The sequence below is a fragment of the Microbacterium sp. p3-SID336 genome (assembly GCF_025143365.1).
GTDB lineage: Bacteria > Actinomycetota > Actinomycetes > Actinomycetales > Microbacteriaceae > Microbacterium.
Genome location: NZ_JALXPE010000021.1, coordinates 37072 through 59710 on the forward strand (window position 1 = coordinate 37072; position 22639 = coordinate 59710).

Consider the following 22639-nt stretch of genomic DNA (forward strand, 5'->3'; position numbering starts at 1 on the left):
CTCCGCCGGTCGCGCGTCCCCGCGACGGTGCCTGTGGTGCCATTTCCCCCTGCGGTGAGGGAGATCGCACGACGTGAAGGAGTTCGCACGGCTTGAAGGAGTTCGCACGAACGGAAGGAGCGGGTGGCGGGATCTCTCCTTCATGGTGAGAGATCTCCTTCGTGTTGAGAGAACTCCTACCGGTTGAGAGCTGGCCGACTCTCCAGCGCATGACACGTGTCATGCGGAGGAGATGACACCGGCCTCCGGCGCCGACACCACCGCGCCGCGAGGCTGGAGTCATGGATGAGACCTCAGCGGGCGGCACGGCGACACGCGTCGCGCCCCGCCCCACACCCGAACCCCCGCAGGAGCCCCCGGTCGTGCTGGAGCTGCACGACGTGCGGCGCCACTTCGGCAGCGGCGACCGGCGCGTGCAGGCCGTCGACGGCGTGGACCTGACGATCCGTCGCGGCGAGGTCGTCGCGCTGCTCGGTCCCAACGGCGCCGGCAAGACCACCACGCTCGACATGCTGCTCGGACTCACCGCGCCCAGCAGCGGCACCGTGCGCGTGCTCGGTGTCGCGCCAGACCGTGCGACCGCGAGCGGTGCGATCGGTGCGGTGCTGCAGACGGGCGGGCTGCTGGGCGACCTCACGGTCGGCGAGACCGTGCGCCTCATCGCCTCGCTCCATGGCGCCGAGGCCCTGTCCAGGGTGCCGGAGGTGATGGTCCGCGCCGACCTCGCCGGGCTCGCGCGCCGCCGCGTCGCGAAGTGCTCGGGCGGGGAGCAGCAGCGCGTGAAGTTCGCGCTCGCCATGGTCTCCGACCCGGACATCCTGGTGCTCGACGAGCCGACCGCGGGGATGGACGTGACGGCGCGCCGCCACTTCTGGGACGTCATGCGCGCGGACGCCGACGCGGGCCGCACCATCGTCTTCGCCACCCACTACCTGGAGGAGGCGGAGCAGTTCGCGCGGCGGACCGTGGTCATGCACCGCGGCACCGTCGTCGCGGATGCGCCGACCGCCCTGCTCCGAGCGAGTCTGGGCGAACGGACCGTCTCCGCGACGGTGCCCGCGACCGGCGAAGAACTCGTCGCCCGGGTCGCCCTGATCGATGGCGTGTCCGGAGCACGGCTCGACGGCGATCGGCTCACCCTGCGAGCCACCGATTCCGATGCCGTCGCCCAGCTGCTGCTCGACAGCGGCGCGCACGATCTGGAGATCGCCGCCCCCACGCTCGAGACCGCCTTCACCGCTCTCACGGAGGATTGACATGACCATCTCGTCGACCATGCTGCGCATCGAGGGCGTGCGCCAGCTGCGCAACCCCTACACGCTCGCATTCACCCTGGCCATGCCGGTCGCCATGTACCTGCTGTTCGGGGCGGGGATGGGGTACGGCTCGTTGTCCGCGGGGAACGGCAACGTCTCGTTCTACGTCATGACCTCGATGGCGGCATACGGCACCGCGGTGGCCATGAGCTCGCTCACCTCGCTCGCCGCGACCGAGGCGAAGCAGGGCTGGGGGCGCCAGCTGGCGATGACCCCCCTCACCACCGCCGGGTACGCGGTGACGAAGCTGCTGACGGCGGTGACGTTCGCGGCGCTCGCGCTGGGGGCGGTGTTCGTCGCCGGGGCGCTCACCGGGGCGCAGGCGGACGACGCGTGGCGGTGGGCGGCCACGGCGGGCATCATCCTGAGCATCGGGCTGATGTACGGGCTGTTCGGGCTGGGGGTCGGGTTGTTCTTCAGCTCGGACTCGGCGGCGGCGCTCGCCTCGATCTCGATGACGTTCTTCGCGTTCTTCGGCAACGTCTTCATGCCGCTCGACGGCGTCATGCTGGACATCGCCCGCTTCACGCCGCTGTACGGCTTCGTCGCGCTGAGGCGCTGGCCGCTCACCGAGGGCGTCCTCACGACGGGCCAGACGGATCCGCTGTGGGCCCTGTTCCTGAACGTGGCCGTGTGGCTGGCGGTGTTCGCGGTGCTCGTGATGCTGGGTGTCCGCCGCTCGCGGTCCCGCCAGTGACCCGCGTGCGGCGACAGTAGGTTGGATCCATGACGCAGCACGAACACGGGGAGTCCGCCGGCGCGACGGCGGACTCCCCGGCCGCGCGGTTCGCCGCCGACAGTTCGCAGACGCCTTCGGACGGCGCCGGGCCAGACGGATCGCGGACGTCCGCGGGCGGGTTCGGGTCAGAGGGATCGTGGACGCCTGCGGGCGGGTCCGGGTCGGACGGATCGCGGGCGCCTGCGGGCGGGTCCGCGTCAGACGGGTCCCGGACACCTGCGGATCGCGCCGCTCGCGCCACCGGGAAGGATCCGTGGGCGCGCTTCGGCTGGGTGATGGCCGTGATCTGGCTCGTGTTCCTGGTGTATCCGGTGGTCGTGCTGCTCGACTCGCCGGCGGAGACCCGATGGGTGGTCGTCGGCTGGGTCGCGCTCGTCGCGTTCATCGTCCTCTACGTGACCGGTTTCCTGCACGGTCTGCGCGGCGGGGGCGGACTCGGCCGTCCGCCGACGACGCGCCAGTGGATCACGTTCGGTGCGCTGAACGTCTGTGCGCTGGCGACCGTTCCCGCGGTCGGCGGATCGGCCATGAGCTTCCTGCCGTTCATCATGTCCTTCGCGTCTTACGGGCTGACGCGCACGTGGCACTGGATCACGACCGTCGGCGCCGGCCTCGTCGCCGCCGGGTGCGTGCTGCTCATCCCCGGGAACCTCCCGTATCTCTCGGTGCTGGCGATCGTCGCCCTGCTCGGGGTCGTCAACACGGTGTCGACCTGGCTCATCCTGCGCTCGGCGGAGGCCGAGCGTCTGGGCCTGGAGCTGGCGACCAGCGAGGGGCGCGAGGCGGTGGCGCGCGACGTGCACGACCTGATCGGCCACTCGCTGACCGTCGTGGGCCTGAAGGCGCAGCTGGTGCGACGGCTGATGGACGACGACCCCGCCAGGGCGAAGGCCGAGCTGGCCGACATCGAGCGGCTGACGGCCGAGGCGATCGCCGGTGTGCGGCAGACCGTCGCGGGCGCGCGGGCGACGACGCTCGTCGAGCAGCTCGCCCTCACCGCGGACTCGTTGCGCGCGGCCGACATCGCGCTCACGGTCGAGGGAGGGCCGGATGCGCTGTCGCCCGCGCAGGCGATCACCGCGAGCTGGATCCTGCGGGAGGCCACGACGAACACGCTGCGTCATTCGGGGGCGGCAGCCGTCCGGGTGCGGATCGCACCGGGGAGGCTCGTCGTCGAGGACGACGGGGCCGGGATCGGCGACGGCGAGGGCAACGGGATCCGCAGCATGCGCGAACGGGCCTCGGCGGCGGGTGCACGGTTCGCGGTGGGGCGCGCCGACGCGGCGGGCACGAAGGTGGAGGTGACCTGGTGAGCGCGGAACGGGAGAGCATCCGGCTGCTGATCGCCGACGACCAGGCACTCGTCCGGGGAGCGCTCGGTGCGCTGCTCGACCTGGAGCCGGACCTGACCGTGAGCGGCCTGGCGTCGGACGGTGCGGAGGCGCTGCGACTGGCGGAGGAGCTGCGTCCGGACGTGTGCCTGATGGACATCCAGATGCCCGACGTGGACGGGGTGGAGGCGACGCGGCGCATCCGGGAGCGGAGCCCCGGCACCCGGGTGCTGATCGTGACGACGTTCGCCCGACCCGGCTACCTGCGGGCGGCTCTCGATGCGGGAGCGAGCGGCTTCCTCGTGAAGGACACCCCGGCGGAGCAGCTCGCCGACGCGGTGCGTCGCGTGCACTCCGGACTCCGGGTGCTGGACCCCGTGCTCGCCGAGGAGAGCCTGTTCGACGGCGCGAACCCCCTGAGCGACCGCGAGCGGCAGGTGCTGCGGCTCGCGGCGGACGGTCGCTCCGCGGCGGCCATCGCGGCAGAGGTGTTCCTGTCGGCCGGCACTGTCCGAAACCATCTCTCCGCGGCGATCGGGAAGACCGGGGCGGACAACCGGGCGCAGGCGGTGCGCGTCGCCGTGGACAAGGGCTGGCTCTGACGGACGGGCCCGCCGTGAGCCGAGGAGCGATCACGTCCGGCTGAGGTTCGCACCGGGTCGGGCGGGGGGACCGGGTCGGCCAGCGCCGGGAGCCCCGTGCCGCTGACGGGAGGGGCTGCCGGGGCCTGCCGGAGGGTGCTGTCGGGCGACGCTGGCCCGATGTCGGTGGGCGGGCGTACGGTGACCCCGACGGGCGACGACGCCCGAGCAGGAGGAGTGCGCGATGGACTGGAAGATCGAGCTCATCTTCGTCCCGGTCTCGGATGTGGACAGGGCGAAGGAGTTCTACACGAGGATCGGATTCAACCCCGACCACGATCATGTGCCCTACGAGGGGTTGCGGTTCGTGCAGATGACCCCGCCGGGTTCTGCCTGCTCGATCGCCTTCGGCACCGGGATGGGCACGGGGCTCGAGCCCGGGCAGCAGAACACCATCCAGGTCGTGGTGCCCGATGCCGACGAAGCGCTGGCGCACCTGCGCGGGCTCGGGGTCGCGGCCGAGGGCGTCGATGAGCAGGACTGGGGGAGATTCGTGCGCTTCGACGACCCCGACGGCAACACCTGGACCCTGCAGCAGATCCCGGACTACGGCGCGCAGAGCTGACACCGCACGGTGGCGGGCGGCGCCGGGTGGGTGGCCCGGGGCGGGTGGCCCGGGGCGGGTGACGCCGGGCGGGTGACGCCGGGCGGGTGACGCCGGGCGGGTGACGCCGGACGGGTGGCGCCGGGCGGGTGGCGCGGGGCGGGTGACGCGGGGCGGGTGACGCGGGGCGGGTGGCGCGGGCTCAGCCGATGCGCGTCGCGCCGCCCGACACGATGATGCCGCCCGTGGCGGGGATGGTCACGCGCAGCTCGCTCGGCCGTCCGACGTGAGCGCCCTGACGGATCCGGACGGCATCGCCGGGGAACCCCTGGTCGCGCAGGTAGGCCCCGACGGACGCCGCTGCCGAGCCCGTCGCCGGGTCTTCGGTGATGCGCCCGACCGGGAACAGGTTCCTGGCCTCGATGTCGCCAGGGTCGTCTGCGTGCAGCACGGTCACGGTGCCGAGCCAGCCCTGTTCGCGCATGAGCTCTGCGACCTCGGCCGGCGCGAAGCGGAACTGGTGGAACAGCTCGCGGTCGCCCAGGAACACGATCGGGTGCCAGTTGCCCGCGAAGGCCTCGCGCACCGGGAACCGGGGGTCCACATCGGCGGCCGTCGCACCGAGCAGGGCGAGCAGCCGGTCGCGCGTGGCCGGGGCGAGGTCACGCACCGCGGGCTCCACGCTCGTGAAGGCCACCGTGACGCGACCGTCCGCGTCGGCGAACGACTCCATCGTGACGGACCCCGCCGGGGTGTCGAACACCACGGTGCCCGGTCCGTCGCGTTCGGCGAGGGCCACGGCGGTCGCCACGGTCGCGTGCCCGCAGAATGGGACCTCGGCCCCCGGGGACCAGTAGCGCACCGTGAAGCGGGCGCTGTCGTGTTCTGCTCCGGTCAGGAACGCGGTCTCCGAGAAGCCGACCTCGGCCGCGATCCGCTGCATCTCCGCATCGTCGAGCCCTGCGGCGTCGAGCACGACCCCCGCAGGGTTGCCGCCGTCCGGTACCGCGGCAAACGCGCTGTAGCGCAGGATCTCGGGAGCGACCGTCATGCGGCGAGCCTAGCGGTGCGGGCCCCCAGGAGGTCACGCCGGGGTCTCGCTCTTGCGCGGCGCGCAGGGGCGGGCACCGGTGCGAGCTCACGCGGCGCCTCTCCTGCGGGCGCAGCGCGATCAGGAGTCACACCGGGGTCTCGGTCTCGCGCGGCGCGCAGGGGCGGGCGCCGGTACGAGTTCACGCGGCGCCTCTCCTGGGGGCGCGGCGCGATCAGGAGTTCACGCGGATGATCTCCTGCTGGTACGGCGCGATCACGTCGCCCGAGATGCGCAGGTCGAGCAGCAGGAAGCGGCGCGTGGCCGGATCCTCCTGCGTCCACGACGCCAGGCGCTCCAGGTCGGCGAGGGTGCGCACGACGACGCCCTCCGCGCCGACTGCGGCACCGAAGGCCGCGAAGTCGACCTCGGGGATGCGCATCGGTCCCTCGGCGAGCCCCTTCAGGCCGTAGAGGTTCACCTCCGCACCGTACGCCGCGTCGTTCCACACCACGGCCATCCCGCGCCCGGCCGCCGCACGCACGGCGGACTCGAGGTCGGCGATGGCCATGAGGCCGCCCCCGTCGCCCGAGGTGAGCACGATCGTGGCGTCGCGACGCGCGAGGGCGGCGCCGACCACGCTGGGCCAGCCCTGGCCGATGGACTGGAAGGCCGTGCCGACCATCATCATCCGATCGGGGGCCGCGACCGGCCAGTACATGTTGGCCCAGCCGATGAAGTGCCCGCCGTCGGACACCACGACCCGGTCCTCGGGCAGCAGCTCGGCGATGCGGCGGGCGGCGGAGCGGGGGTCGAGGCGGCCGTCCGCGGCCAGCTCCTCGCCGGGCTCATACGCGCGGGCGGCGGCCACGTCCACCGTCTCCCGCCACGGGCGAGCGGACGCCGTGCCGGATGCGGGCGCTTCGCCGGGGGCTGCACTGGCCGCGTGTGCTTCGCCAGGGGCCGTGTCGCCGCCTGCGGGCGCCGCGCCGAGTGCTGCGGTCGTACCGAGGGCACCGCGTGCACCGAGGGCGGTGAGTCGCGCGACCAGGGCCTCCGCGGCGATCCGTGCGTCGGCGCGCACGAACCCGCCCACGTGGGCGTGGGTGGCCGCGGGGGCGACGTCGACCTGGAAGACCCGGGTACCGGGGGCGAACAGCTCGCCGAAGCGCATCGTGAACTGGTTCAGGCTCGCCCCGAAGACCACCGCGACATCGGCCGTGCGCACGAGTTCCATCGCGCCGTCGGCGCCGAATCCGCCCGTGACGCCCAGGTCGTAGCGGCTCTCCGGGAAGATGCCGCGGCCGAGCGCGGAGGATGCGGTGAGGGCGCCGGTCAGAGCGGCCAGTTCGCCCAGGGCCGTGCCGGCGCCGGCCAGCCAGGCGCCGCGACCGGCGAGGAGGAACGGGCGCTCTGCGTCATGCAGGGCGGCCGCGATGTCGTCGAGCATCCCCTCGGCGAACTCGCCTCGCGGCGCGAGCGGAGACGGCAGTCGCGGCGACGGCGCTTCCGGCACCTCGCCGGCATCGAGCGCGGCGACGTCGTAGGGGATCGCGAGCACGACGGGCACGCGATACGTGAGGGCGTGCTCGACCGCGATGACGGTGGTGGCGGCGGCATCCGTGCGGCCGACCGTATAGGTGCGGGCGCCGACGGCCGAGGCCAGGGCGATCTGATCCACGTCCCACGGGCGTGGGCCCGACGTGGGCTCGTCGCCCACCACGAGGACGAGCGGGACCTGCGCCTGCACGGCCTCGGCGAGCGCGGTGATTGTGTTGGTGAATCCGGCGCCGTAGGTGGAGGTGCCGGCGGCGATGCGACCGGAGGCGCGGAAGTGCGCGTCGGCCGCGACCACGGCACCCTGCTCGTGACGCACGGCGGTGAACACGGCGCGGGTGTGCTTCTCCAGCGCGTCCAGGAAGTAGGCGTTGCCGTTGCCCATCACACCGAAGACGGCATCGACGTGCTGCGCGAGGGTGAGGGCGACGTGGGCGGAGACGGTGGGCATGCGAAAGCCTTTCGAGACAGGGACGGAGAGAGGGGGTTCCGTATGTGTCTCGCCCCCGCGGCGATGCGGGGTGCTTCGTGCCTCTTTTTCAGGCACCGGCCGGGCCGGACCACCTCAGTCTAGCGGCGTGCCCTGGACCTCGGATACGCGAGAATGGGGCGATGACGGATGCATCGATCGAGCGCGAGACGCTCACCTGGGACGGTTTCGGAGCGGCGACGCGGGAGCTGGCGCGCGCCATCGTCGCGAGCGGCTTCGAACCCGAGGTCGTGGTGGCGATCGCCCGGGGCGGTCTGCTTCCGGCCGGCGCCATCGCCTACGGCCTGGGGGTGAAGAACTGCGGGGCTATCAACGTGGAGTTCTACACCGGCATCGGCACCGTGCTCGACGCTCCCGAGGTGCTGCCTCCCGAGCTCGACATGGCGTACCTCGACGGTCGTCGCGTGCTGCTGGTCGACGACGTGGCGGACTCCGGGCGCACCCTCGCCCTCGCGGTCCGGCTCCTGCAGGAGAAGGGCGCCGACGTGCGCTCGGTCACGATCTACACCAAGCCCACGACGATCATCCAGCCGGACTTCGCATGGAAGGACACCGACCGCTGGATCGACTTCCCCTGGTCGTTCCGCGGCTCGGTGCGCGAAGAGGACGCGGGCCTCGCCCCCTCCGCCTGACCTCGCGTCCGGCGTCCGCTCGCTCGACGCCCTCGCCTCACCCCCGCAGTAGCGCCCGGAGCGTCTGGATGGTGTCGGCTTCGCCGGGTGACTTGTCCGGACGGTAGCCCTTCACCCGCGCGAAGCGCAGCGCGAGCCCGCCCGGGTAGCGCGGGGAGCGCTGCACGCCGTCGATCGCGATCTCCACCACGAGCTCGGGGCGCAGGAACACGGTCGAGGCGGTGCGGTGCGACTCGTGCGCGGGGAACTCCTCGGTCTGCCAGCGCAGCAGCTCGTCGGTCAGGCCCTTGAAGGTCTTGCCCACCATGACGAATCCGCCGGGCTCGCCGAACTCCCCATCGGGGTCGCGCGCCCCGAGGTGCAGGTTGGACAGCCAGCCGCGGCGACGACCCGAGCCCCATTCGGCGCCCAGCACCACGAGCTCGAAGGTGAGCACGGGCTTGACCTTGACCCAGGACTTGCCGCGGCGACCCGCGGCGTAGGGGGCGTCGATCGCCTTCACGAGCACTCCTTCGTGTCCCGCCGCCAGGGCCTCGCGCGACAGACGCTCGGCTTCCTCCGCGTTGTCGGTCACGACCCCCCGGCATGCGCCATTCCCCGGCGACGCGGTCGAGCACCTCCTGCCGCACGGCGAGCGGCTCGTCGAGGAGGTCGCGCCCGTCCACGTGCAGCACGTCGAAGAACCAGGGACGCAGCGCCAGCGTGCGCGCGGCATCGGCTCCGAACCGGGACATGGTCTCCTGGAACGGGCGCGGCCCGCCGTCCTCGTCCAGCGCGAGGGTCTCGCCGTCGAGGATCAGCTCGCGCGCGGGAAGGCCGCGGACCACCTCCACGATCTCGGGCAGGCGATGGGTCACGTCCGCGAGACTGCGTGTGTAGATGCCCACCTCGTCCCCGCGGCGGTGCACCTGGATGCGCGCGCCGTCGAGCTTGTACTCCACGGAGGCGCGGCCGGTGATCCCGATGGCGTCCGTCGGCGTGGCGGCGGTGGCGGCGAGCATCGGCAGCACCGGCCGCCCGATGCGCAGCCCGACCGCCTCCAACGCGCCCTCGCCGCCCGTGAGAGCCAGGAGCGCCGTCTCGCCGAGGTCGCCGGAGAGCATCGCCGCACGCCGCACCGTGGCGACCGGCTGGTCCGCGGCGCGGGCGATCGCATCGAGCAGCACGCCGCTCAGTGCGCCGGTGCGCAGCTCGCCGAGCATCGCTCTGCCGAGGAAGTCCCATTCCGGGGCTGTCGCGCGGGCGGCGAGATCGTGCAGAAGCTCGCTCCGCCTGCCGGCCGAGCCGCTCCCCGACGCGGCGGCGAGCGCATCGAAGGTGTGGTCGACGGCGGCGATCGTCAGCTCCGACTCCGCGGAGTGCGCGATGTCGAGCGCCGCCAGGCCGCGCCAGCCCACCCCGAGCCTGCCCTGGCGCGGAGCCGCGAGCAGCAGCCCGACCACCGCGGGGAGGTCGGCGGCGTCGGCGCGACGCAGCAGCTGCGCGATCGCCTCGATCTTGGCGAGGCGCGAGGAGGTCGCGGCGACCTGTTCCGTGGTGACGACGAGCTCCGAGAGCAGCATCCCCGCATCATCCCACCGGGGTCGGACACGCGGGAGACGCTTGACAGCGTCGCGGCCCTCCCGTGCTCAGCGCCCGCGGAAGGCCGGCTTCCTCTTCTCCTGGAACGCGGCGAAGCCCTCCCGGTAGTCCTCGGTGTCGCACAGCGCGGCCTGCGCGGCGTTCTCCACGTCGACCGACTCCCACAGGGTCAGACGCTCGTCGCGGATGCGGGCGACCAGCTCCTTGCTCGCCAGGAACGCCGCCGTGGCGCCGCGGGCCGCCGTCGCTGCGGCCTCCGCGGTCGCCGCGACCACCTCGTCATCGGGGAGCACGCGGGAGAACAGGCCGGACTGCACCGCCTCGGCACCGCTCATCAGACGGCCCGTGTAGATGAGGTCGAGCGTCTTGTGGGCGCCGAGCCGGTCGAGGAACAGTGCGTGCCCGCCCGAGTCGAGCGTGGCCCCGAGCGCCGCGAACGGCGAGCCGATCCTGGCGGACTCGGCGACGTACACCACGTCGGTCGCGATCAGCAGCCCGAGCCCCACGCCCAGGCAGGCGCCGTGCGCCACCGCGAACGTCGGGGCGGGGAAGCGCGCCATGCGCTGCAGCAGCGGTGTGACACGGCCGCCCAGGTAGCCGAGCACGTCGTCGTCGCGGGGGTCGACCGCGGAGATGTCACGGCCGGCGCAGAAGGCCCTGCCTTCGCCGCGGAGCAGGAGGGCGCGCACGCCGGCTTCCTCCGCCCGCCGGTACGCGGCGTCGAGTTCGGTCAGCGCCGCCTCGTCCAGGGCGTTGAGCTTCGCCGGTGCGTTCAGCACGACGGTCGCGACGTCGTCGGCGATGGTCAGGTCGATCACGGTGGTCCTCCGGGTCAGACGTCGTAGTCGACGACCAGGCGGTCGCTGGTCGGGTGGGACTGGCAGGTCAGCACGTACCCGCGTTCGAGCTCATCCGGTTCGAGCGCGTAGTTCTCTGTCATGGTGACACTGCCCTCGATCACCCGCGCGCGACACGTGCCGCATACGCCGCCCGCGCACGCGAAGGGCGCGTCGGGGCGAACGCGGAGGGCGGCGTTCAGCACCGACTCCCGCGCTGCGACCGGGCTCTTCACGGTCGAGGAGACGCCGTCGAGGTTCACCTCGATGCGCACGGTCTTCTCGCCGCTGCGCACCGTGACGGGTCGCGCAGCCCTGACCGGCTCGTCGCCCGTGGTGAACAGCTCGAAGCGGATGTGCTCGCGCGGCACGCCCACGTCGGCGAGCACCTCCCGGCACAGGTCGACCAGGGCGAGCGGTCCGCACAGGAACCACTCGTCGACATCGGCCGGGTCGATCAGTGCGCCGAGGATCGTGCGCAGCTTCGCGTCGTCGATGCGGCCGGACAGCACCGGGGCCGTGCGCTGCTCGCGGGAGAGCACGTGGTGCAGCGTGAGGCGCGTGGGGTAGCGGTCCTTCAGATCGGCGAGGTCCTCCAGGAACATCACGTCGAGCGTCGACCGGTTCGTGTACAGCAGGGTGAAGCGCGAGCTCTCCGACCGTGACAGCACGGTGTGCGCGAGCGCCATCAGCGGCGTGATGCCGGAGCCGGCGGCGATGCCGACCACGTGCTTCCTGTCGAGGTCGTCGAGCCCGGAGGTGAAGGTGCCCTGTGGGCTCATCACGTCGATGCGGTACCCCGGGTGCAGACCCGTCTGCGCCCACGTCGAGAACAGCCCGCCCTCGTCGCGCTTGACCGCCACGCTCAGTCTCGTCGGCAGTCCGTCCCCTCGGTGCTCCGGCGCACGGCACAGCGAGTAGGAGCGGCGCACCTCGACGCCGTCCAGCGTGGTCCGCAGCGCCACGTACTGCCCCGGCAGGTGGTCGTAGTCGTCGGCGAGCTCCGCAGGCACCGTGAACGTGACCTCCACCGCGTCTTCGGTGAGCGGGCGCACGTCCTCGACCGTGAGGGTGTGGAAGCGCGCCCGGGTGCGTTCGCGCGCGGCGGGGCCCGGGGAAGGGGACGACGTCGTCGGCGCGGCGGCACGGACGGGGGAGAACAGCGACATCAATGCACCTTGAAGTGGTCGAAGGGCTCGAGGCAGGCGCGGCACTCGAAGAGCGCCTTGCACGAGGTCGAGCCGAAGCGGGACACCTCCCTGGTGTCGAGCGACCCGCACCGCGGGCAGCGCACGCTCAGGGCGAGGCGGATCGGTCCGGACGGCACGGCGGCGCGGCCGGACGGCGGGGCGATGCCGTAGGCGCGGAGCTTCTGCCGACCCTCCTCGCTCATCCAGTCCGTCGTCCACGCAGGGGAGAGGACGAGACGCACCTCGACCGTGTCGAAACCCGCAGCGGTCAGGGCGAGCACCACGTCGTCGCGGATCGTGTCCATCGCGGGGCAGCCGCTGTACGTCGGGGTGATGTCCACCCGCACGCGGGCGCCGTCGACCTCCACGGCGCGCAGCACACCCAGGTCCTCGATCGTGAGTACCGGCACCTCGGGGTCCGGCACGGCAGCGGCGATGCGCCACGCCTCGGTGCGTGCGCCCACGGCGGTGTCGACGGTCGTGCGCGTCACCATGACGCCCCCGGGTGCCGACGTGCCAGCACCTGCATCTCGGCGAGGATGTGTCCGAGCGGGGTGGCGTGCGCGCCGCGTCGCCCTCCTGCGGAGGAGGCTGCCACCTGCGGGACCTCGAGCTCCGCCTGCGCGAACACCGTGTCCACGACCGCGTCGAAGCCGGCGCGAAGGGTCGACGGGCGCACGGCCGCGTCGCCCAGCCGGTCGATCAGCGGCTCGTCGCGGAACAGCTCGTCCACGTAGGGCCACACGTCTGCGACGGCGCGGATCATCCGGCGCCGCGACTCCTCCGTGCCGCCCGCAAGCCGCAGCACCCACTGCACGGCGTGGTCGCGGTGGTAGTCGACCTCCTTGAGCGCCTTCTCGGCGATAGCCGCGAACGTGGGCTCGCTGCTCGCACGCAGAGCCGTGTACAGCTCCACCAGATACACCGACACCACGAACTGCCGCGCGATCGTCTGCGCGAAGTCCCCGTTGGGCTGCTCCACGATCCAGGCGCTGCGGAACTCCGGCTCGTCGCGGAAGTACGCCAGATCGTCCTCCGAACGGCCGTCGAAGGTTCCCGCGAAGTGCAGGAGGGAGCGTGCGTGCCCGAGCAGATCGAGGGCGATGTTGCCGAGCGCCACGTCCTCCTCCAGCTCGGGGGCACGGGAGATCCACGCGCCGAGCTGCTGCGACAGGATGAGCGCGTCGTCGCCGAGCCACAGCGCGTATTCGGCGATGTCCGCGCTCGCCGCGGTGGTGTCGGCCCCGGCGAGCTCCGCGCTCAGCCGCAGCTCGTCGACCGAGACGTCGCCGTGGAGATCCTCGTGCATGTCGTCGTGCACGTCCGCCTGCACCGGGTGCTGCCTGCTCACAGGTGCGGCACCCCCTCGGAGGCCGTGTAGTACACGGCGTGACGGTAGTTCTTGCCTGCGGGGCTCTCGAAGTAGGCGCCCTTGGCGTCCGGGTCGCTCGTGGTGACGGCCTCCGCGGGGACCACCCAGATCGAGACGCCCTCGCCGCGACGCGTGTAGAGGTCGCGCGCGTTGCGGATGGCCATCTCGGAGTCGGGGGCGTGCAGCGACCCCACGTGCACGTGGCTGAGGCCGCGGTTCGCGCGCACGAACACCTCCCACAGCGGCCAGGGCTCGCGCTCGTCGGCGCCGGGAGTGGCCATCACGCCACCGCCTTCGTGGCGAGTGCCTGCTTGCGGGCGTACTCCGCCGCGGCCTCGCGCACCCAGGCGCCCTCGTCGTGCGCGGTGCGTCGGCGCTCCAGCCGTTCCGCATTGCAGGGGCCGTTGCCGCGCAGCACCTGGAAGAACTCGTCCCAGTCGATCTCGCCCATCTCGTAGCGGCCCGTCTCCTCGTCGAAGCGCAGCTGCGGATCGGGCAGCGTGACCCCGAGGATCTCCGCCTGCGGCACGAGCATGCTCACGAAGCGCTGGCGCAGCTCGTCGTTGGAGAAGCGCTTGATCTTCCAGGCCATGGACTGGGCGGAGTTGGGGGACTGGTCGTCGGGCGGCCCGAACATGGCCAGGCTCGGCCAGTACCAGCGGTTCACGGCATCCTGCGCCATCTGCCGCTGCTCCTCGCTGCCGCGCATGAGCGTGAGCAGGATCTCGAACCCCTGCCGCTGATGGAACGACTCCTCCTTGCAGATGCGTACCATCGCGCGGCCGTAGGGACCGTACGACGCCCGACAGAGCGGGACCTGATTGCAGATCGCGGCGCCGTCGACGAGCCAGCCGATCGCGCCCATGTCGGCCCAGGTCGGGGTGGGGTAGTTGAAGATCGAGGAGTACTTGGCCTTGCCGCTGATGAGCTGGTCCATCATCTCGTCGCGCGTGATCCCGAGGGTCTGGGCGGCCGAGTAGAGGTAGAGGCCGTGTCCCGCCTCGTCCTGCACCTTCGCCAGCAGGATCGCCTTGCGCTTGAGGCTGGGGGCGCGGGTGATCCAGTTGCCCTCGGGCTGCATGCCGATGATCTCGGAGTGCGCGTGCTGGGAGATCTGCCGGATGAGGGTCTTGCGATACGCGTCCGGCATCCAGTCGCGCGGCTCGATGCGCTGCTCGTTCGCGATGAGCTCGTCGAACAGGCGCTCCTCTTCGGTGCTCCCGTCTCCCACGAGCGACAGGTCTGCAGGACTGGTCATCGTCGACTCCTCGCCATCCGGTCTTCTTTACTGACCGATCGTTAGGTAATTCTGGCACAGGCGGGGGAGGGATACAAGACGAGCCCGTCGTGGGCGACGTCGTCCGGGGGAGCCGATGTCCGCGGGCTGAGGCAGAGTGGAGGGCATGACCTCCGCCCCGTCCGGCACCCTGCACGCCGCCGCCCTCTCCGCCCTCGGCGAGCTCGTCGGACGCCCCGACGTCGACTTCCATGAGGGGCAGTACGAGGCGATCGAGGCGCTGGTCGAGGGGCGTCGCCGCGCCCTCGTCGTGCAGCGCACGGGCTGGGGCAAGTCGGCGGTGTACTTCGTCGCGACCCTGCTCCGCCGTCGGCAGGGGGCCGGTCCGACCGTGCTGGTGTCTCCGCTCCTAGCCCTCATGCGCGACCAGATCGCCGCGGCCGAGCGGGCGGGAGTGCGCGCCGTCGCGATCAACTCCACGAACGCGCATGAGTGGGCCGAGGTGCAGGAGAGGCTGGCGCGAGACGAGGTCGACGTGCTGCTCGTCTCGCCGGAGCGGCTGAACAACCCCGCGTTCCGCGAGGAGCAGCTGCCCGCCCTCGTGGCGCGGCTGGGGATGCTCGTCGTGGACGAGGCGCACTGCATCAGCGACTGGGGCCACGACTTCCGGCCGGACTACCGGCGGCTGCGCGACCTCATCGCACAGATGCCGGCCGACGTGCCGGTGCTGGCGACGACCGCGACGGCCAACAGCCGCGTGGTGGCCGACGTGGCGGAGCAGCTCGGCGGCGAGGAGCAGTCCGGCGCCGCCGCTCCGGTGCTCACGATCCGCGGACCGCTGGCCCGCACCTCGCTGCGGCTCGGGGTGCTCCGCCTCAAGGACTCGGCAAGTCGTCTGGCCTGGCTGCTGAGCCACCTCGACGACCTCCCCGGCAGCGGCATCATCTACACGCTCACGGTCGCGGCCGCCGTCGACACGGCGCGGCTGCTGCGTGAGCACGGCCACGAGGTGCGCGCGTACACCGGGCAGACCGACGCCGAGGAACGGGCGGAGTCGGAGGGGATGCTCAAGCGCAACGAGGTCAAGGCGCTCGTGGCGACCAGTGCGCTCGGGATGGGGTTCGACAAGCCCGACCTGGGTTTCGTGGTGCACCTCGGCGCTCCGTCGTCGCCGGTCGCCTACTACCAGCAGGTGGGTCGTGCGGGGCGGGCCAGCGAGAGCGCCGACGTGCTGCTGCTTCCCGGCGTGGAGGACCGCGACATCTGGCATTACTTCGCGACGGCATCGATGCCGGACAGGGAGCGGGCCGAGCGGGTCATCGCCGCCCTCGGCGACAGTCCGATCTCGACGCCCGCCCTGGAGGCGCTGGTCGACCTCCGGCGCACGCCTCTGGAGCTGCTGCTGAAGGTTCTCGACGTCGACGGCGCCGTGCGCCGCGTGCAGGGCGGCTGGATCGCGACCGGGGCCCCCTGGAGCTACGACGCCGAGCGGTACGAGCGCATCGCCGCGGAGCGGGTCGCGGAGCAGCAGCACATGCTCGAGTACGAGCAGACCGATGGCTGCCGCATGGCGTTCCTGCAGCGTGCCCTCGACGACGACACCGCGGCGCCCTGCGGTCGCTGCGACAACTGCGCGGGCGTGTGGTTCCCGCAGGAGGTCGCGCAGAGCGCGAGCGCGCAGGCCGTGGCGTCGCTCGATCGGGTCGGCGTGCCGATCGAGCCCCGTCGCGCGTGGCCGACGGGTGCCGACCGGTTGGACGTGCCCGTGCGCGGGCGCATCCCCGCCGAGGAGCAGGCCGAGGAGGGGCGTGCGCTCGCCCGGCTCACCGACCTGGGCTGGGGCGGGACGCTCCGCGAGGTGTTCGCCGCCAGCGCCGCGGATGCGCCGGTGACTCCCCAGCTGCTGCAGGCGTGCGTCCGGGTGCTGGCCGGGTGGGGATGGGCCGAGCGGCCGGCCGCCGTGGTGGCGCTGCCGTCTCGTGCGCATCCGCAGCTCGTGGATTCGCTGGCACGGGGGCTCGCGGAGATCGGGCGCTTGCCGTACCTGGGGGCGCTCACGCCGCGGAACGGAGGTCCGTCCGGGCAGGCGGGCGGCAACAGCGTCTTCCGGCTCGCGGGGGTGTGGGACAGGTTCGATGCGGCGCACCTGGAGGTGCCGGCTGGCCCGGTGCTGCTCGTGGACGACCTCGTGGACAGCCGGTGGACCATGACGGTCGCCGCACGCGAGCTCCGGCGTGCGGGCGCGACGGCCGTCCTCCCGTTCGCACTGGCGCTGCGCGGCTGAGGCGGGGCAGGAATGCTCGGCCGGATCCGCGTCAGTCGTCGGCGGGGGCGATGCGCGGCGGCCAGGACGTGGCGCCGAGCTCGCGCGAGATGTTCCTGGCGGTCTCGCGCAGCGCGTTGACGATCGCGTCGGTCGCGGGCGTCTGCGAGGTCGGCATGACCACGGCGACCGCGGCGACGATCGCGTCGGAGGCATCGGCGATGGGGGCGGCGAGCGAGGACTCGCCCAGCACGGCCTCGTCGAACTCGCCCGCGGTGCCCCGCTCGGCGATCGACGGGAGCTCGAGCGTGAGCCGGGCGACGTCGGTGACGGTGTCGCCGGTGAGGCTGCGCAGGGGGGCGGCGAACACACTCTGCTGGAAGCCCTGGTCGTACGCGAGCAGCACCTTGCCCATGGCGGAGGCGTGCGCGGGGATGGCCATCCCGGTCTCGAGCATCTGCTGACTGTCGTCGGGGCGCAGGTTGTGGTGGATCACGAGTACGTCGGTGAAATGCGGGGCGCCCAGGCGCACGGAGAGGCGGGTGCGGCGTGCGAGCTCCTGGGTCCAGCGCATGGCCCTGGCGCGCACGTCGAGCGTGTCGAGGTAGACGTTGCTGAGACGCAGCAGCGTGGGGCCGAGCATGTACCGCTGACCGCCCCGCTCCTTGGCGACGAGGCCGTGCGCGCGCAAGGACTTCACGATGCCGTGCACGGTGGACGGCGGCAGACCGAGCGCGGCGGACAGGTCGGTGATGCCGAGGTGACGCGCTCCCTGGAGCAGGTCGAGGATCTTCGCCGCGCGGTCGATCGCCTGGATCATGCGCGTCCTCCTTCCGGTCGTCGTCGAGCCGGTGATGCCGGTCGCCGGATCGATCTTGACAAGCCCGCAGGCTCCGAGCATATTCGACATTGACGAATTCCTTTCGGATTTTCGCGAAAACGTCACGACGCATCAAAGGAGATCGCACGATGAAGAAGCTCATCAACGCCCCGGAGGACGTCCTCGTCGAGTCCCTGCGGGGCGTCGCCGCCGCGCATCCGGAGCTGTCCGTCGACCTGGAGAACCACGTCATCACCCGCGCCACGCCCAAGGAACAGGGCAAGGTCGCCGTGGTGTCCGGCGGCGGATCCGGGCACGAGCCGCTGCACGGCGGCTTCGTCGGCACCGGGATGCTCGACGCCGCCGTCGCCGGGGAGGTCTTCACCTCGCCGACCCCCGACCGCGTGCAGGTGGCCACCAAGGCCGTCGACCGGGGCGCCGGCGTCCTGCACATCGTGAAGAACTACACCGGCGACGTGCTCAACTTCGAGATGGCCGCCGAGCTCGCCTCCATGGAGGGCATCGAGGTCGGCACCGTCGTGGTCGACGACGACGTCGCCGTGCAGGACTCCCTCTACACCGCCGGACGACGCGGCGTGGGCCTGACCGTGCTGCTCGAGAAGCTCGTCGGCGCCGCCGCCGAGGAAGGGCGGGACCTGGCCGCGGTGGTCGAACTCGCGAAGCGCATCAACGGGCAGGGGCGCTCGATGGGCATGGCGCTCACGAGCTGCACTGTCCCCGCCGCAGGCAAGCCGACGTTCGACCTCCCCGACGACCAGATGGAGATCGGCATCGGCATCCACGGTGAACCGGGACGCCACCGCGAGCCCCTGGCACCCGCCGCCGACATCGCCCGGCAGCTCGTGGAACCCATCCTGGGCGACATCGACGCCGCAGGTCCCGCGATCGTGATGCTCAACGGCATGGGCGCCACCCCGCTCATCGAGCTGTATCTCATGTACGGCGAGGTCGCGGCGATCCTCGAGAAGTCCGGCGTGCAGATCGCCAGGAACCTGGTCGGCAACTACATCACCTCGCTCGACATGGCGGGCTGCTCGGTCACCGTGCTGAAGGCCGACGACGAGCTGCTGCGGCTGTGGGACGCACCGGTGAACACCCCCGGACTGCGGTGGGGCGCATGATGGCGGCAGTGGACACGGGCGTGCTCGTCGACTGGATCACCCGTTACCGCGAGGCGGTCACTGCACAGCGCGACTGGCTCACGGAACTCGACTCCGCGATCGGCGACGCCGACCACGGTGCGAACATGGCCCGCGGCTTCGCCGCCGTGGGGGAGAAGCTCGCCGCCGGTGCTCCCGGCACGATCGACGAGCTGCTGAAGACGGTCGGCATGACGCTCGTGAGCTCCGTGGGCGGGGCGAGCGGGCCGCTCTACGGCACCTTCTTCCTGCGCATGGGCATGAACGCCGGGGCGGTCGCCGAGCTGGACGGTCCTGCGCTGGCCGCCGCACTGCGCGCCGGGCTCGAGGGCATCGTCGCGCGTGGCAAGCCCGAGGCGGGGGACAAGACCATGTACGACGCGATGGCCCCGGCCGTCGACGCCTTCGACGCGGCGCTCGCCGCCGGGTCCGCTCTCCCCGACGCCGCACGGGCCGCCGCGGACGCCGCCGCCGCCGGTCGCGATGCCACCCTGCCGCTCGTGGCACGCAAGGGCAGGGCGAGCTACCTGGGCGAACGCAGCGCCGGTCACCTCGACCCGGGCGCCGCATCGACCGCGATCCTCTTCGAGACGCTCGCCGCGGCGGTCGCGGACAGCGCCTGATGATCGGGATCGTCGCCGTCTCCCACAGCGCCCGGCTCGGGGAGGCGGCGCTGGAGCTCGCCCAGCAGATGGTGACCGGCGACAGTGTGCGCGTGCGAGTCGCCGCCGGCGCGGGGACCGACCCGCAGGGCGAGCCGATCCTCGGCACGGACGCGGTGGCGGTGGCCGGAGCGATCGACGAGCTCGCCGCGGAGTGCGAGGGAGTGCTCGTGCTGATGGACCTCGGCTCCGCCGTGCTGAGTGCGGAGCTCGCGCTGGAGCTGCGGGCGAGCGACGTGCCGGTCCGGCTCGCGCCCGCGCCGTTCGTGGAGGGCCTGCTCGCGGCCGTGGTCGCCGCCGCGGCCGGCGCCGACCTGGCGACGGTGGCGGACGAGGCATCCGGCGCGCTCGCGGCGAAGACCGGGCAGCTGGGGCCGGCCGCGGGGGAGGAGCCCGCCCCGGCTGCCGACCTCATGGACAGCGATCGCCCCGCGGGTTCGCCGCCCGGTGCTGCGGGCCAGAAGCCGGACGACATGGTGCGCCGGAGCGTGCGGGTGCGCAACCCGCTCGGCATCCATGCCCGTCCGGCGGCGCTCATCGCGGAAGCCGCAGCGGGCGCCGACGTGAGGCTGCGGCTCGCGGACGGCAGGGACGCGTCTGCGGCGAGTCTGACCCGACTGCTCGCGCTCGGCGCACGGCAGGGGACCGCGATAGAGCTGCAGGGCACGGGTCCCGGGGCCGCGGCGGCGCTCGATCGCCTCGCCGCGCTCTTCGACGACGGCTTCGGCGAGGGCGTCGAGCCTGCGGCCGACGGCTTCGGCGAGGGCGTCGAGCCTGCGGCGGAGGGCGACGCGGACTCCGCGTCCGACCCCGCCACCGATACGACCTCTGCAGCGCCGTACTCGGCACGATCCGGTTCCTCCGGTGCCACGCTTGCCGCACCCGCGCCTTCCGGATCCGCCGCACCCGCGTCCGCAGTCCCGGGCGAGCCGCGGGTGCCGATCGCGCCGGGTGCCGTGCTGCAGGGCCGGGGTGTGAGCCCCGGTCGGGTCGCGGCACCGGTCGTGCACCTCGCACCGCCGCTGCCGGAGCCGGAAGCGGGCGCGGTGGTCCCACCCGCCGACCGCGACGCCGAGGTCTCGGCGATCGAATGGGCCGCGGTCGCCGTCGCCGACCAGCTGCGCTCCCGCACCGCGCAGGCCAGTGGCGAGGCCAGAGCCATCCTGGACGCGTCCCGGCTCCTGGCCTCCGATCCTGAGCTGGTGGCTGAGGCGACCGCCCTCGTGCGCACGAAGGGACGGACGGCCGCACGAGCGATCTGGGAGACCGCGGCCTCGCACGAACAGGCACTGGTCGCGCTCGGCGGACGGATGGCCGAGCGCGCCGCCGACATCCGCGATGTGCGCGACCGCATCATCGCGGAGATCCTGCGCGTCGACATGCCGGGCGTGCCCGATCGCGACGAGCCGTTCGTGCTCGTCGCGACCGATCTTGCACCCGCCGACACGGCGTCACTGGATGGCGGTCGCTGCGTCGCGCTCGTGACGGAGCAGGGCGGTCCGACCTCGCACACCGCGATCATCGCGCGGTCGCTCGGCCTGCCCGCGGTGGTCGGCGTCGCCGGGGCGACCGGGATCGCCGAGGGGGCACTCCTCCTCGTGGACGGCGACCGGGGGACCGTGACGGTGGATCCGGCGGAGTCCGAGCTGGCGGAGGCCCGCGCCGCGGCGACCGTCGTGATCTTCGACGGACGTGGACGGCTCGCCGACGGCACGAGGGTCCCGCTGCGCGCGAACGTCGGCGGGGCGTCGGACGCGACGGCCGCCGCCGCGGCGCAGGCCGAAGGCGTCGGGCTGTTCCGCACGGAGTTCTGCTTCCTCGACAGGGTCGAGGCCCCGACGATCGACGAGCAGGTGAGTGCCTATCGTGGCGTGCTGGCGGCCTTCCCCGGACGCACCGTGGTGGTGCGCACGCTCGATGCGGGAAGCGACAAGCCGCTGCCGTTCGCGAACGCGGAGGACGAGGAGAACCCGGCACTCGGCGTGCGCGGCCTGCGGATCGCGCGCCGGAACCCGGCACTGCTGGACGATCAGCTCCGCGCCCTGGCCCGTGCCGCAGACGCGGAGACCGCCGACATCGAGGTGATGGCGCCGATGGTGGCGACGGTCGACGAGGCGCGCGCATTCGCGGAGCGCTGCCACGCGGCGGGGCTCGACCGCGTCGGGATCATGATCGAGACGCCCGCGGCGGCGCTCCTGGCCGCGGAGCTGCTGGAGGTCGTGGATTTCGTGAGCCTGGGGACGAACGATCTGGCCCAGTACACGCTCGCGGCCGATCGTCTGCTCAGCGACCTCGGAGACCTCAACGACCCCTGGCAGCCGGCGGTGCTGCGGCTGATCGCGATGGTCGGCGAGGCGGGGCGTGCGGCCGGCAAGTCCGTCGGCGTGTGCGGTGAGGCCGGGGGCGACCCCGCGCTGGCACCGGTGCTCGTTGGCCTCGGTGTGACGTCGCTCTCGATGACACCGCGGGCGCTCGGCCGGGTGGCGGCGGCGCTCGACGCGGTCACGGCGGAGGACTGCGCGCGTGCCGCGGCGGCGGCTCGGACCGCGTCGACGGCGGCGGAGGCACGGGGCGCGGCGGCGGAGGTGCTGCGGTCGGGGCCTCCGCTTCCCTAGAGCGCCGCGGGCTCCGCAGAACGCTGCAGCCTTTTCCGCGGAGGTGTGGTGTTGACAGGCGCTCCCGCGGGTCGCCCCCATTCCGACCGACCTGTATTCCTGACCGATCGTTCGGTTAGTATGAGCGGACGGGACGTCGAGGTCCCGTATCGGAGCACGACGAGGAGGTCGGCGATGACGGACGTGACGACGGAGGAGATTCCGGCGAACCGCGCCATGATGGAGCGCGACCGCGCGTCGGCCATGCTCGGGCTCGTGGTCGAGCGGGATGACCCCGGCCATGCCGTGGTGTCGATGCGCGTCCGCGATGACATGACCAACGGCTTCGCCATCACGCACGGCGGGTTCGTGTTCGCGCTCGCCGACACCGCCTTCGCGATCGCGTGCAACGAGGATGACAGGGTCACCGTGGCCGCAGGCGCCGACATCTCCTTCCTCAAGCCGACCGTCGCCGGTCAGACCCTCACGGCCACGGCCGTGCGGCGCACCCGCACCGGACGCTCCGGGATCTACGACGTCACCGTGGTCGACGAGCAGGGCGACCCGGTCGCCGAGTTCCGCGGCCGCTCCCGCACCACCTCCCGCACGCTCTGATCCACGGCACTCACCCCGCCTCCCGCCTT

At 72.6% G+C, this 22639-nt stretch carries 20 protein-coding genes and 1 pseudogene; 11 read left to right on the forward strand and 10 right to left on the reverse strand.

The features are described 5' to 3' along the window. The first annotated feature begins 281 nt into the window (after window positions 1-281). From M3C17_RS08085 to M3C17_RS08105, 5 genes are all read left to right on the forward strand, one after another. Window positions 282-1256, forward strand: a complete 975-nt coding sequence (locus M3C17_RS08085) for an ABC transporter ATP-binding protein (protein WP_259977138.1) — start codon at window positions 282-284, stop codon at window positions 1254-1256. Between the two features lies 1 nt (window position 1257). Beyond that, window positions 1258-2013 carry an ABC transporter permease gene (locus M3C17_RS08090; protein ID WP_259977139.1) on the forward strand — a complete coding sequence of 252 codons (756 nt, stop codon included), beginning with the start codon at window positions 1258-1260 and terminating at the stop codon, window positions 2011-2013. 317 nt (window positions 2014-2330) lie between these two features. Further along, entirely contained in the window at window positions 2331-3368 is a 1038-nt protein-coding gene (locus tag M3C17_RS08095) for a sensor histidine kinase (protein WP_259977140.1), read from the forward strand. Then, window positions 3362-3988, forward strand: coding sequence for a response regulator transcription factor (locus tag M3C17_RS08100; RefSeq protein ID WP_259977156.1), 627 nt, complete (start codon window positions 3362-3364; stop codon window positions 3986-3988). Before M3C17_RS08095 ends, M3C17_RS08100 begins: the two co-directional genes overlap by 7 nt. A 223-nt stretch (window positions 3989-4211) precedes the next feature. Then, a complete protein-coding gene (locus tag M3C17_RS08105) occupies window positions 4212-4592 on the forward strand; it encodes a VOC family protein (RefSeq protein WP_259977141.1) in 381 nt (126 codons plus the stop codon). Between the two features lie 181 nt (window positions 4593-4773). Here M3C17_RS08105 and M3C17_RS08110 read toward each other — a convergent pair whose 3' ends face one another. Both M3C17_RS08110 and M3C17_RS08115 read right to left on the reverse strand, forming a co-directional pair. After that, window positions 4774-5622, reverse strand: coding sequence for a PhzF family phenazine biosynthesis protein (locus tag M3C17_RS08110; RefSeq protein ID WP_259977143.1), 849 nt, complete (start codon window positions 5620-5622; stop codon window positions 4774-4776). Between the two features lie 214 nt (window positions 5623-5836). Next, the gene (locus M3C17_RS08115; protein ID WP_259977144.1) at window positions 5837-7609 is read right to left on the reverse strand and encodes a thiamine pyrophosphate-binding protein; all 1773 of its coding nucleotides are present in this window, start codon (window positions 7607-7609) and stop codon (window positions 5837-5839) included. Between the two features lie 161 nt (window positions 7610-7770). Here M3C17_RS08115 and M3C17_RS08120 point away from each other — a divergent pair, with 161 nt between their 5' ends. Further along, window positions 7771-8280 carry a phosphoribosyltransferase gene (locus M3C17_RS08120; RefSeq protein ID WP_259977146.1) on the forward strand — a complete coding sequence of 170 codons (510 nt, stop codon included), beginning with the start codon at window positions 7771-7773 and terminating at the stop codon, window positions 8278-8280. 37 nt (window positions 8281-8317) lie between these two features. Here the strand turns inward: M3C17_RS08120 and M3C17_RS08125 are convergent. The 7 genes and pseudogenes from M3C17_RS08125 to paaA form a co-directional block, all read right to left on the reverse strand. Next, window positions 8318-9842: pseudogene (locus M3C17_RS08125) on the reverse strand (ATP-dependent DNA ligase). 66 nt (window positions 9843-9908) lie between these two features. Next, window positions 9909-10679 carry an enoyl-CoA hydratase/isomerase family protein gene (locus tag M3C17_RS08130; protein ID WP_259977147.1) on the reverse strand — a complete coding sequence of 257 codons (771 nt, stop codon included), beginning with the start codon at window positions 10677-10679 and terminating at the stop codon, window positions 9909-9911. Between the two features lie 14 nt (window positions 10680-10693). Continuing rightward, window positions 10694-11866, reverse strand: coding sequence for a 1,2-phenylacetyl-CoA epoxidase subunit PaaE (gene paaE / locus M3C17_RS08135; RefSeq protein WP_259977148.1), 1173 nt, complete (start codon window positions 11864-11866; stop codon window positions 10694-10696). Next, window positions 11866-12381, reverse strand: coding sequence for a 1,2-phenylacetyl-CoA epoxidase subunit PaaD (gene paaD, locus M3C17_RS08140; RefSeq protein ID WP_259977149.1), 516 nt, complete (start codon window positions 12379-12381; stop codon window positions 11866-11868). The genes paaE and paaD overlap by 1 nt, the downstream gene beginning before the upstream one ends. After that, on the reverse strand, window positions 12375-13196 hold the full coding sequence (paaC, locus tag M3C17_RS08145; protein ID WP_259977157.1) for a 1,2-phenylacetyl-CoA epoxidase subunit PaaC: 822 nt from the start codon (window positions 13194-13196) through the stop codon (window positions 12375-12377). The genes paaD and paaC overlap by 7 nt, the downstream gene beginning before the upstream one ends. Before the next feature lie 38 nt (window positions 13197-13234). After that, window positions 13235-13540, reverse strand: a complete 306-nt coding sequence (paaB, locus tag M3C17_RS08150; protein WP_259977150.1) for a 1,2-phenylacetyl-CoA epoxidase subunit PaaB — start codon at window positions 13538-13540, stop codon at window positions 13235-13237. Further along, on the reverse strand, window positions 13540-14517 hold the full coding sequence (gene paaA, locus M3C17_RS08155; protein WP_259977151.1) for a 1,2-phenylacetyl-CoA epoxidase subunit PaaA: 978 nt from the start codon (window positions 14515-14517) through the stop codon (window positions 13540-13542). The genes paaB and paaA overlap by 1 nt, the downstream gene beginning before the upstream one ends. A 145-nt stretch (window positions 14518-14662) precedes the next feature. Here paaA and M3C17_RS08160 point away from each other — a divergent pair, with 145 nt between their 5' ends. Further along, complete coding sequence (locus tag M3C17_RS08160) at window positions 14663-16780, forward strand: RecQ family ATP-dependent DNA helicase (protein ID WP_259977152.1); 2118 nt, start codon at window positions 14663-14665, stop codon at window positions 16778-16780. Window positions 16781-16811: 31 nt separating this feature from the next. Here the strand turns inward: M3C17_RS08160 and M3C17_RS08165 are convergent, their stop codons facing one another. After that, entirely contained in the window at window positions 16812-17669 is an 858-nt protein-coding gene (locus tag M3C17_RS08165) for an IclR family transcriptional regulator (protein WP_259977153.1), read from the reverse strand. Window positions 17670-17728: 59 nt separating this feature from the next. On the opposite strand from M3C17_RS08165, the gene dhaK reads away from it, so the two are divergent. The 4 genes from dhaK to paaI all read left to right on the forward strand — a co-directional run bounded on the left by dhaK (window position 17729) and on the right by paaI (window position 22610). Continuing rightward, window positions 17729-18721 carry a dihydroxyacetone kinase subunit DhaK gene (gene dhaK / locus M3C17_RS08170; protein WP_259977154.1) on the forward strand — a complete coding sequence of 331 codons (993 nt, stop codon included), beginning with the start codon at window positions 17729-17731 and terminating at the stop codon, window positions 18719-18721. Then, complete coding sequence (dhaL, locus tag M3C17_RS08175; protein WP_259977158.1) at window positions 18721-19362, forward strand: dihydroxyacetone kinase subunit DhaL; 642 nt, start codon at window positions 18721-18723, stop codon at window positions 19360-19362. The genes dhaK and dhaL overlap by 1 nt, the downstream gene beginning before the upstream one ends. Then, window positions 19362-22016 carry a phosphoenolpyruvate--protein phosphotransferase gene (gene ptsP, locus M3C17_RS08180; RefSeq protein WP_311198439.1) on the forward strand — a complete coding sequence of 885 codons (2655 nt, stop codon included), beginning with the start codon at window positions 19362-19364 and terminating at the stop codon, window positions 22014-22016. Before dhaL ends, ptsP begins: the two co-directional genes overlap by 1 nt. 174 nt (window positions 22017-22190) lie before the next feature. Beyond that, window positions 22191-22610, forward strand: coding sequence for a hydroxyphenylacetyl-CoA thioesterase PaaI (gene paaI / locus M3C17_RS08190; protein ID WP_259977155.1), 420 nt, complete (start codon window positions 22191-22193; stop codon window positions 22608-22610). The last annotated feature ends 29 nt before the right edge of the window (window positions 22611-22639 follow it).

Bases quoted from the DNA above. Each gene is read 5' to 3' on its own strand.
- M3C17_RS08085 (WP_259977138.1), top strand. From the start codon at position 282: ATGGATGAGACCTCAGCGGGCGGCACGGCGACACGCGTCGCGCCCCGC.
- M3C17_RS08090 (WP_259977139.1), top strand. From the start codon at position 1,258: ATGACCATCTCGTCGACCATGCTGCGCATCGAGGGCGTGCGCCAGCTG.
- M3C17_RS08095 (WP_259977140.1), top strand. From the start codon at position 2,331: ATGGCCGTGATCTGGCTCGTGTTCCTGGTGTATCCGGTGGTCGTGCTG.
- M3C17_RS08105 (WP_259977141.1), top strand. From the start codon at position 4,212: ATGGACTGGAAGATCGAGCTCATCTTCGTCCCGGTCTCGGATGTGGAC.
- M3C17_RS08110 (WP_259977143.1), bottom strand. From the start codon at position 5,622: ATGACGGTCGCTCCCGAGATCCTGCGCTACAGCGCGTTTGCCGCGGTA.
- M3C17_RS08115 (WP_259977144.1), bottom strand. From the start codon at position 7,609: ATGCCCACCGTCTCCGCCCACGTCGCCCTCACCCTCGCGCAGCACGTC.
- M3C17_RS08120 (WP_259977146.1), top strand. From the start codon at position 7,771: ATGACGGATGCATCGATCGAGCGCGAGACGCTCACCTGGGACGGTTTC.
- paaE (WP_259977148.1), bottom strand. From the start codon at position 11,866: ATGTCGCTGTTCTCCCCCGTCCGTGCCGCCGCGCCGACGACGTCGTCC.
- paaD (WP_259977149.1), bottom strand. From the start codon at position 12,381: ATGGTGACGCGCACGACCGTCGACACCGCCGTGGGCGCACGCACCGAG.
- paaC (WP_259977157.1), bottom strand. From the start codon at position 13,196: ATGCACGAGGATCTCCACGGCGACGTCTCGGTCGACGAGCTGCGGCTG.
- paaB (WP_259977150.1), bottom strand. From the start codon at position 13,540: ATGGCCACTCCCGGCGCCGACGAGCGCGAGCCCTGGCCGCTGTGGGAG.
- paaA (WP_259977151.1), bottom strand. From the start codon at position 14,517: ATGACCAGTCCTGCAGACCTGTCGCTCGTGGGAGACGGGAGCACCGAA.
- M3C17_RS08160 (WP_259977152.1), top strand. From the start codon at position 14,663: ATGACCTCCGCCCCGTCCGGCACCCTGCACGCCGCCGCCCTCTCCGCC.
- M3C17_RS08165 (WP_259977153.1), bottom strand. From the start codon at position 17,669: ATGTCGAATATGCTCGGAGCCTGCGGGCTTGTCAAGATCGATCCGGCG.
- dhaK (WP_259977154.1), top strand. From the start codon at position 17,729: ATGAAGAAGCTCATCAACGCCCCGGAGGACGTCCTCGTCGAGTCCCTG.
- dhaL (WP_259977158.1), top strand. From the start codon at position 18,721: ATGGCGGCAGTGGACACGGGCGTGCTCGTCGACTGGATCACCCGTTAC.
- ptsP (WP_311198439.1), top strand. From the start codon at position 19,362: ATGATCGGGATCGTCGCCGTCTCCCACAGCGCCCGGCTCGGGGAGGCG.
- paaI (WP_259977155.1), top strand. From the start codon at position 22,191: ATGACGGACGTGACGACGGAGGAGATTCCGGCGAACCGCGCCATGATG.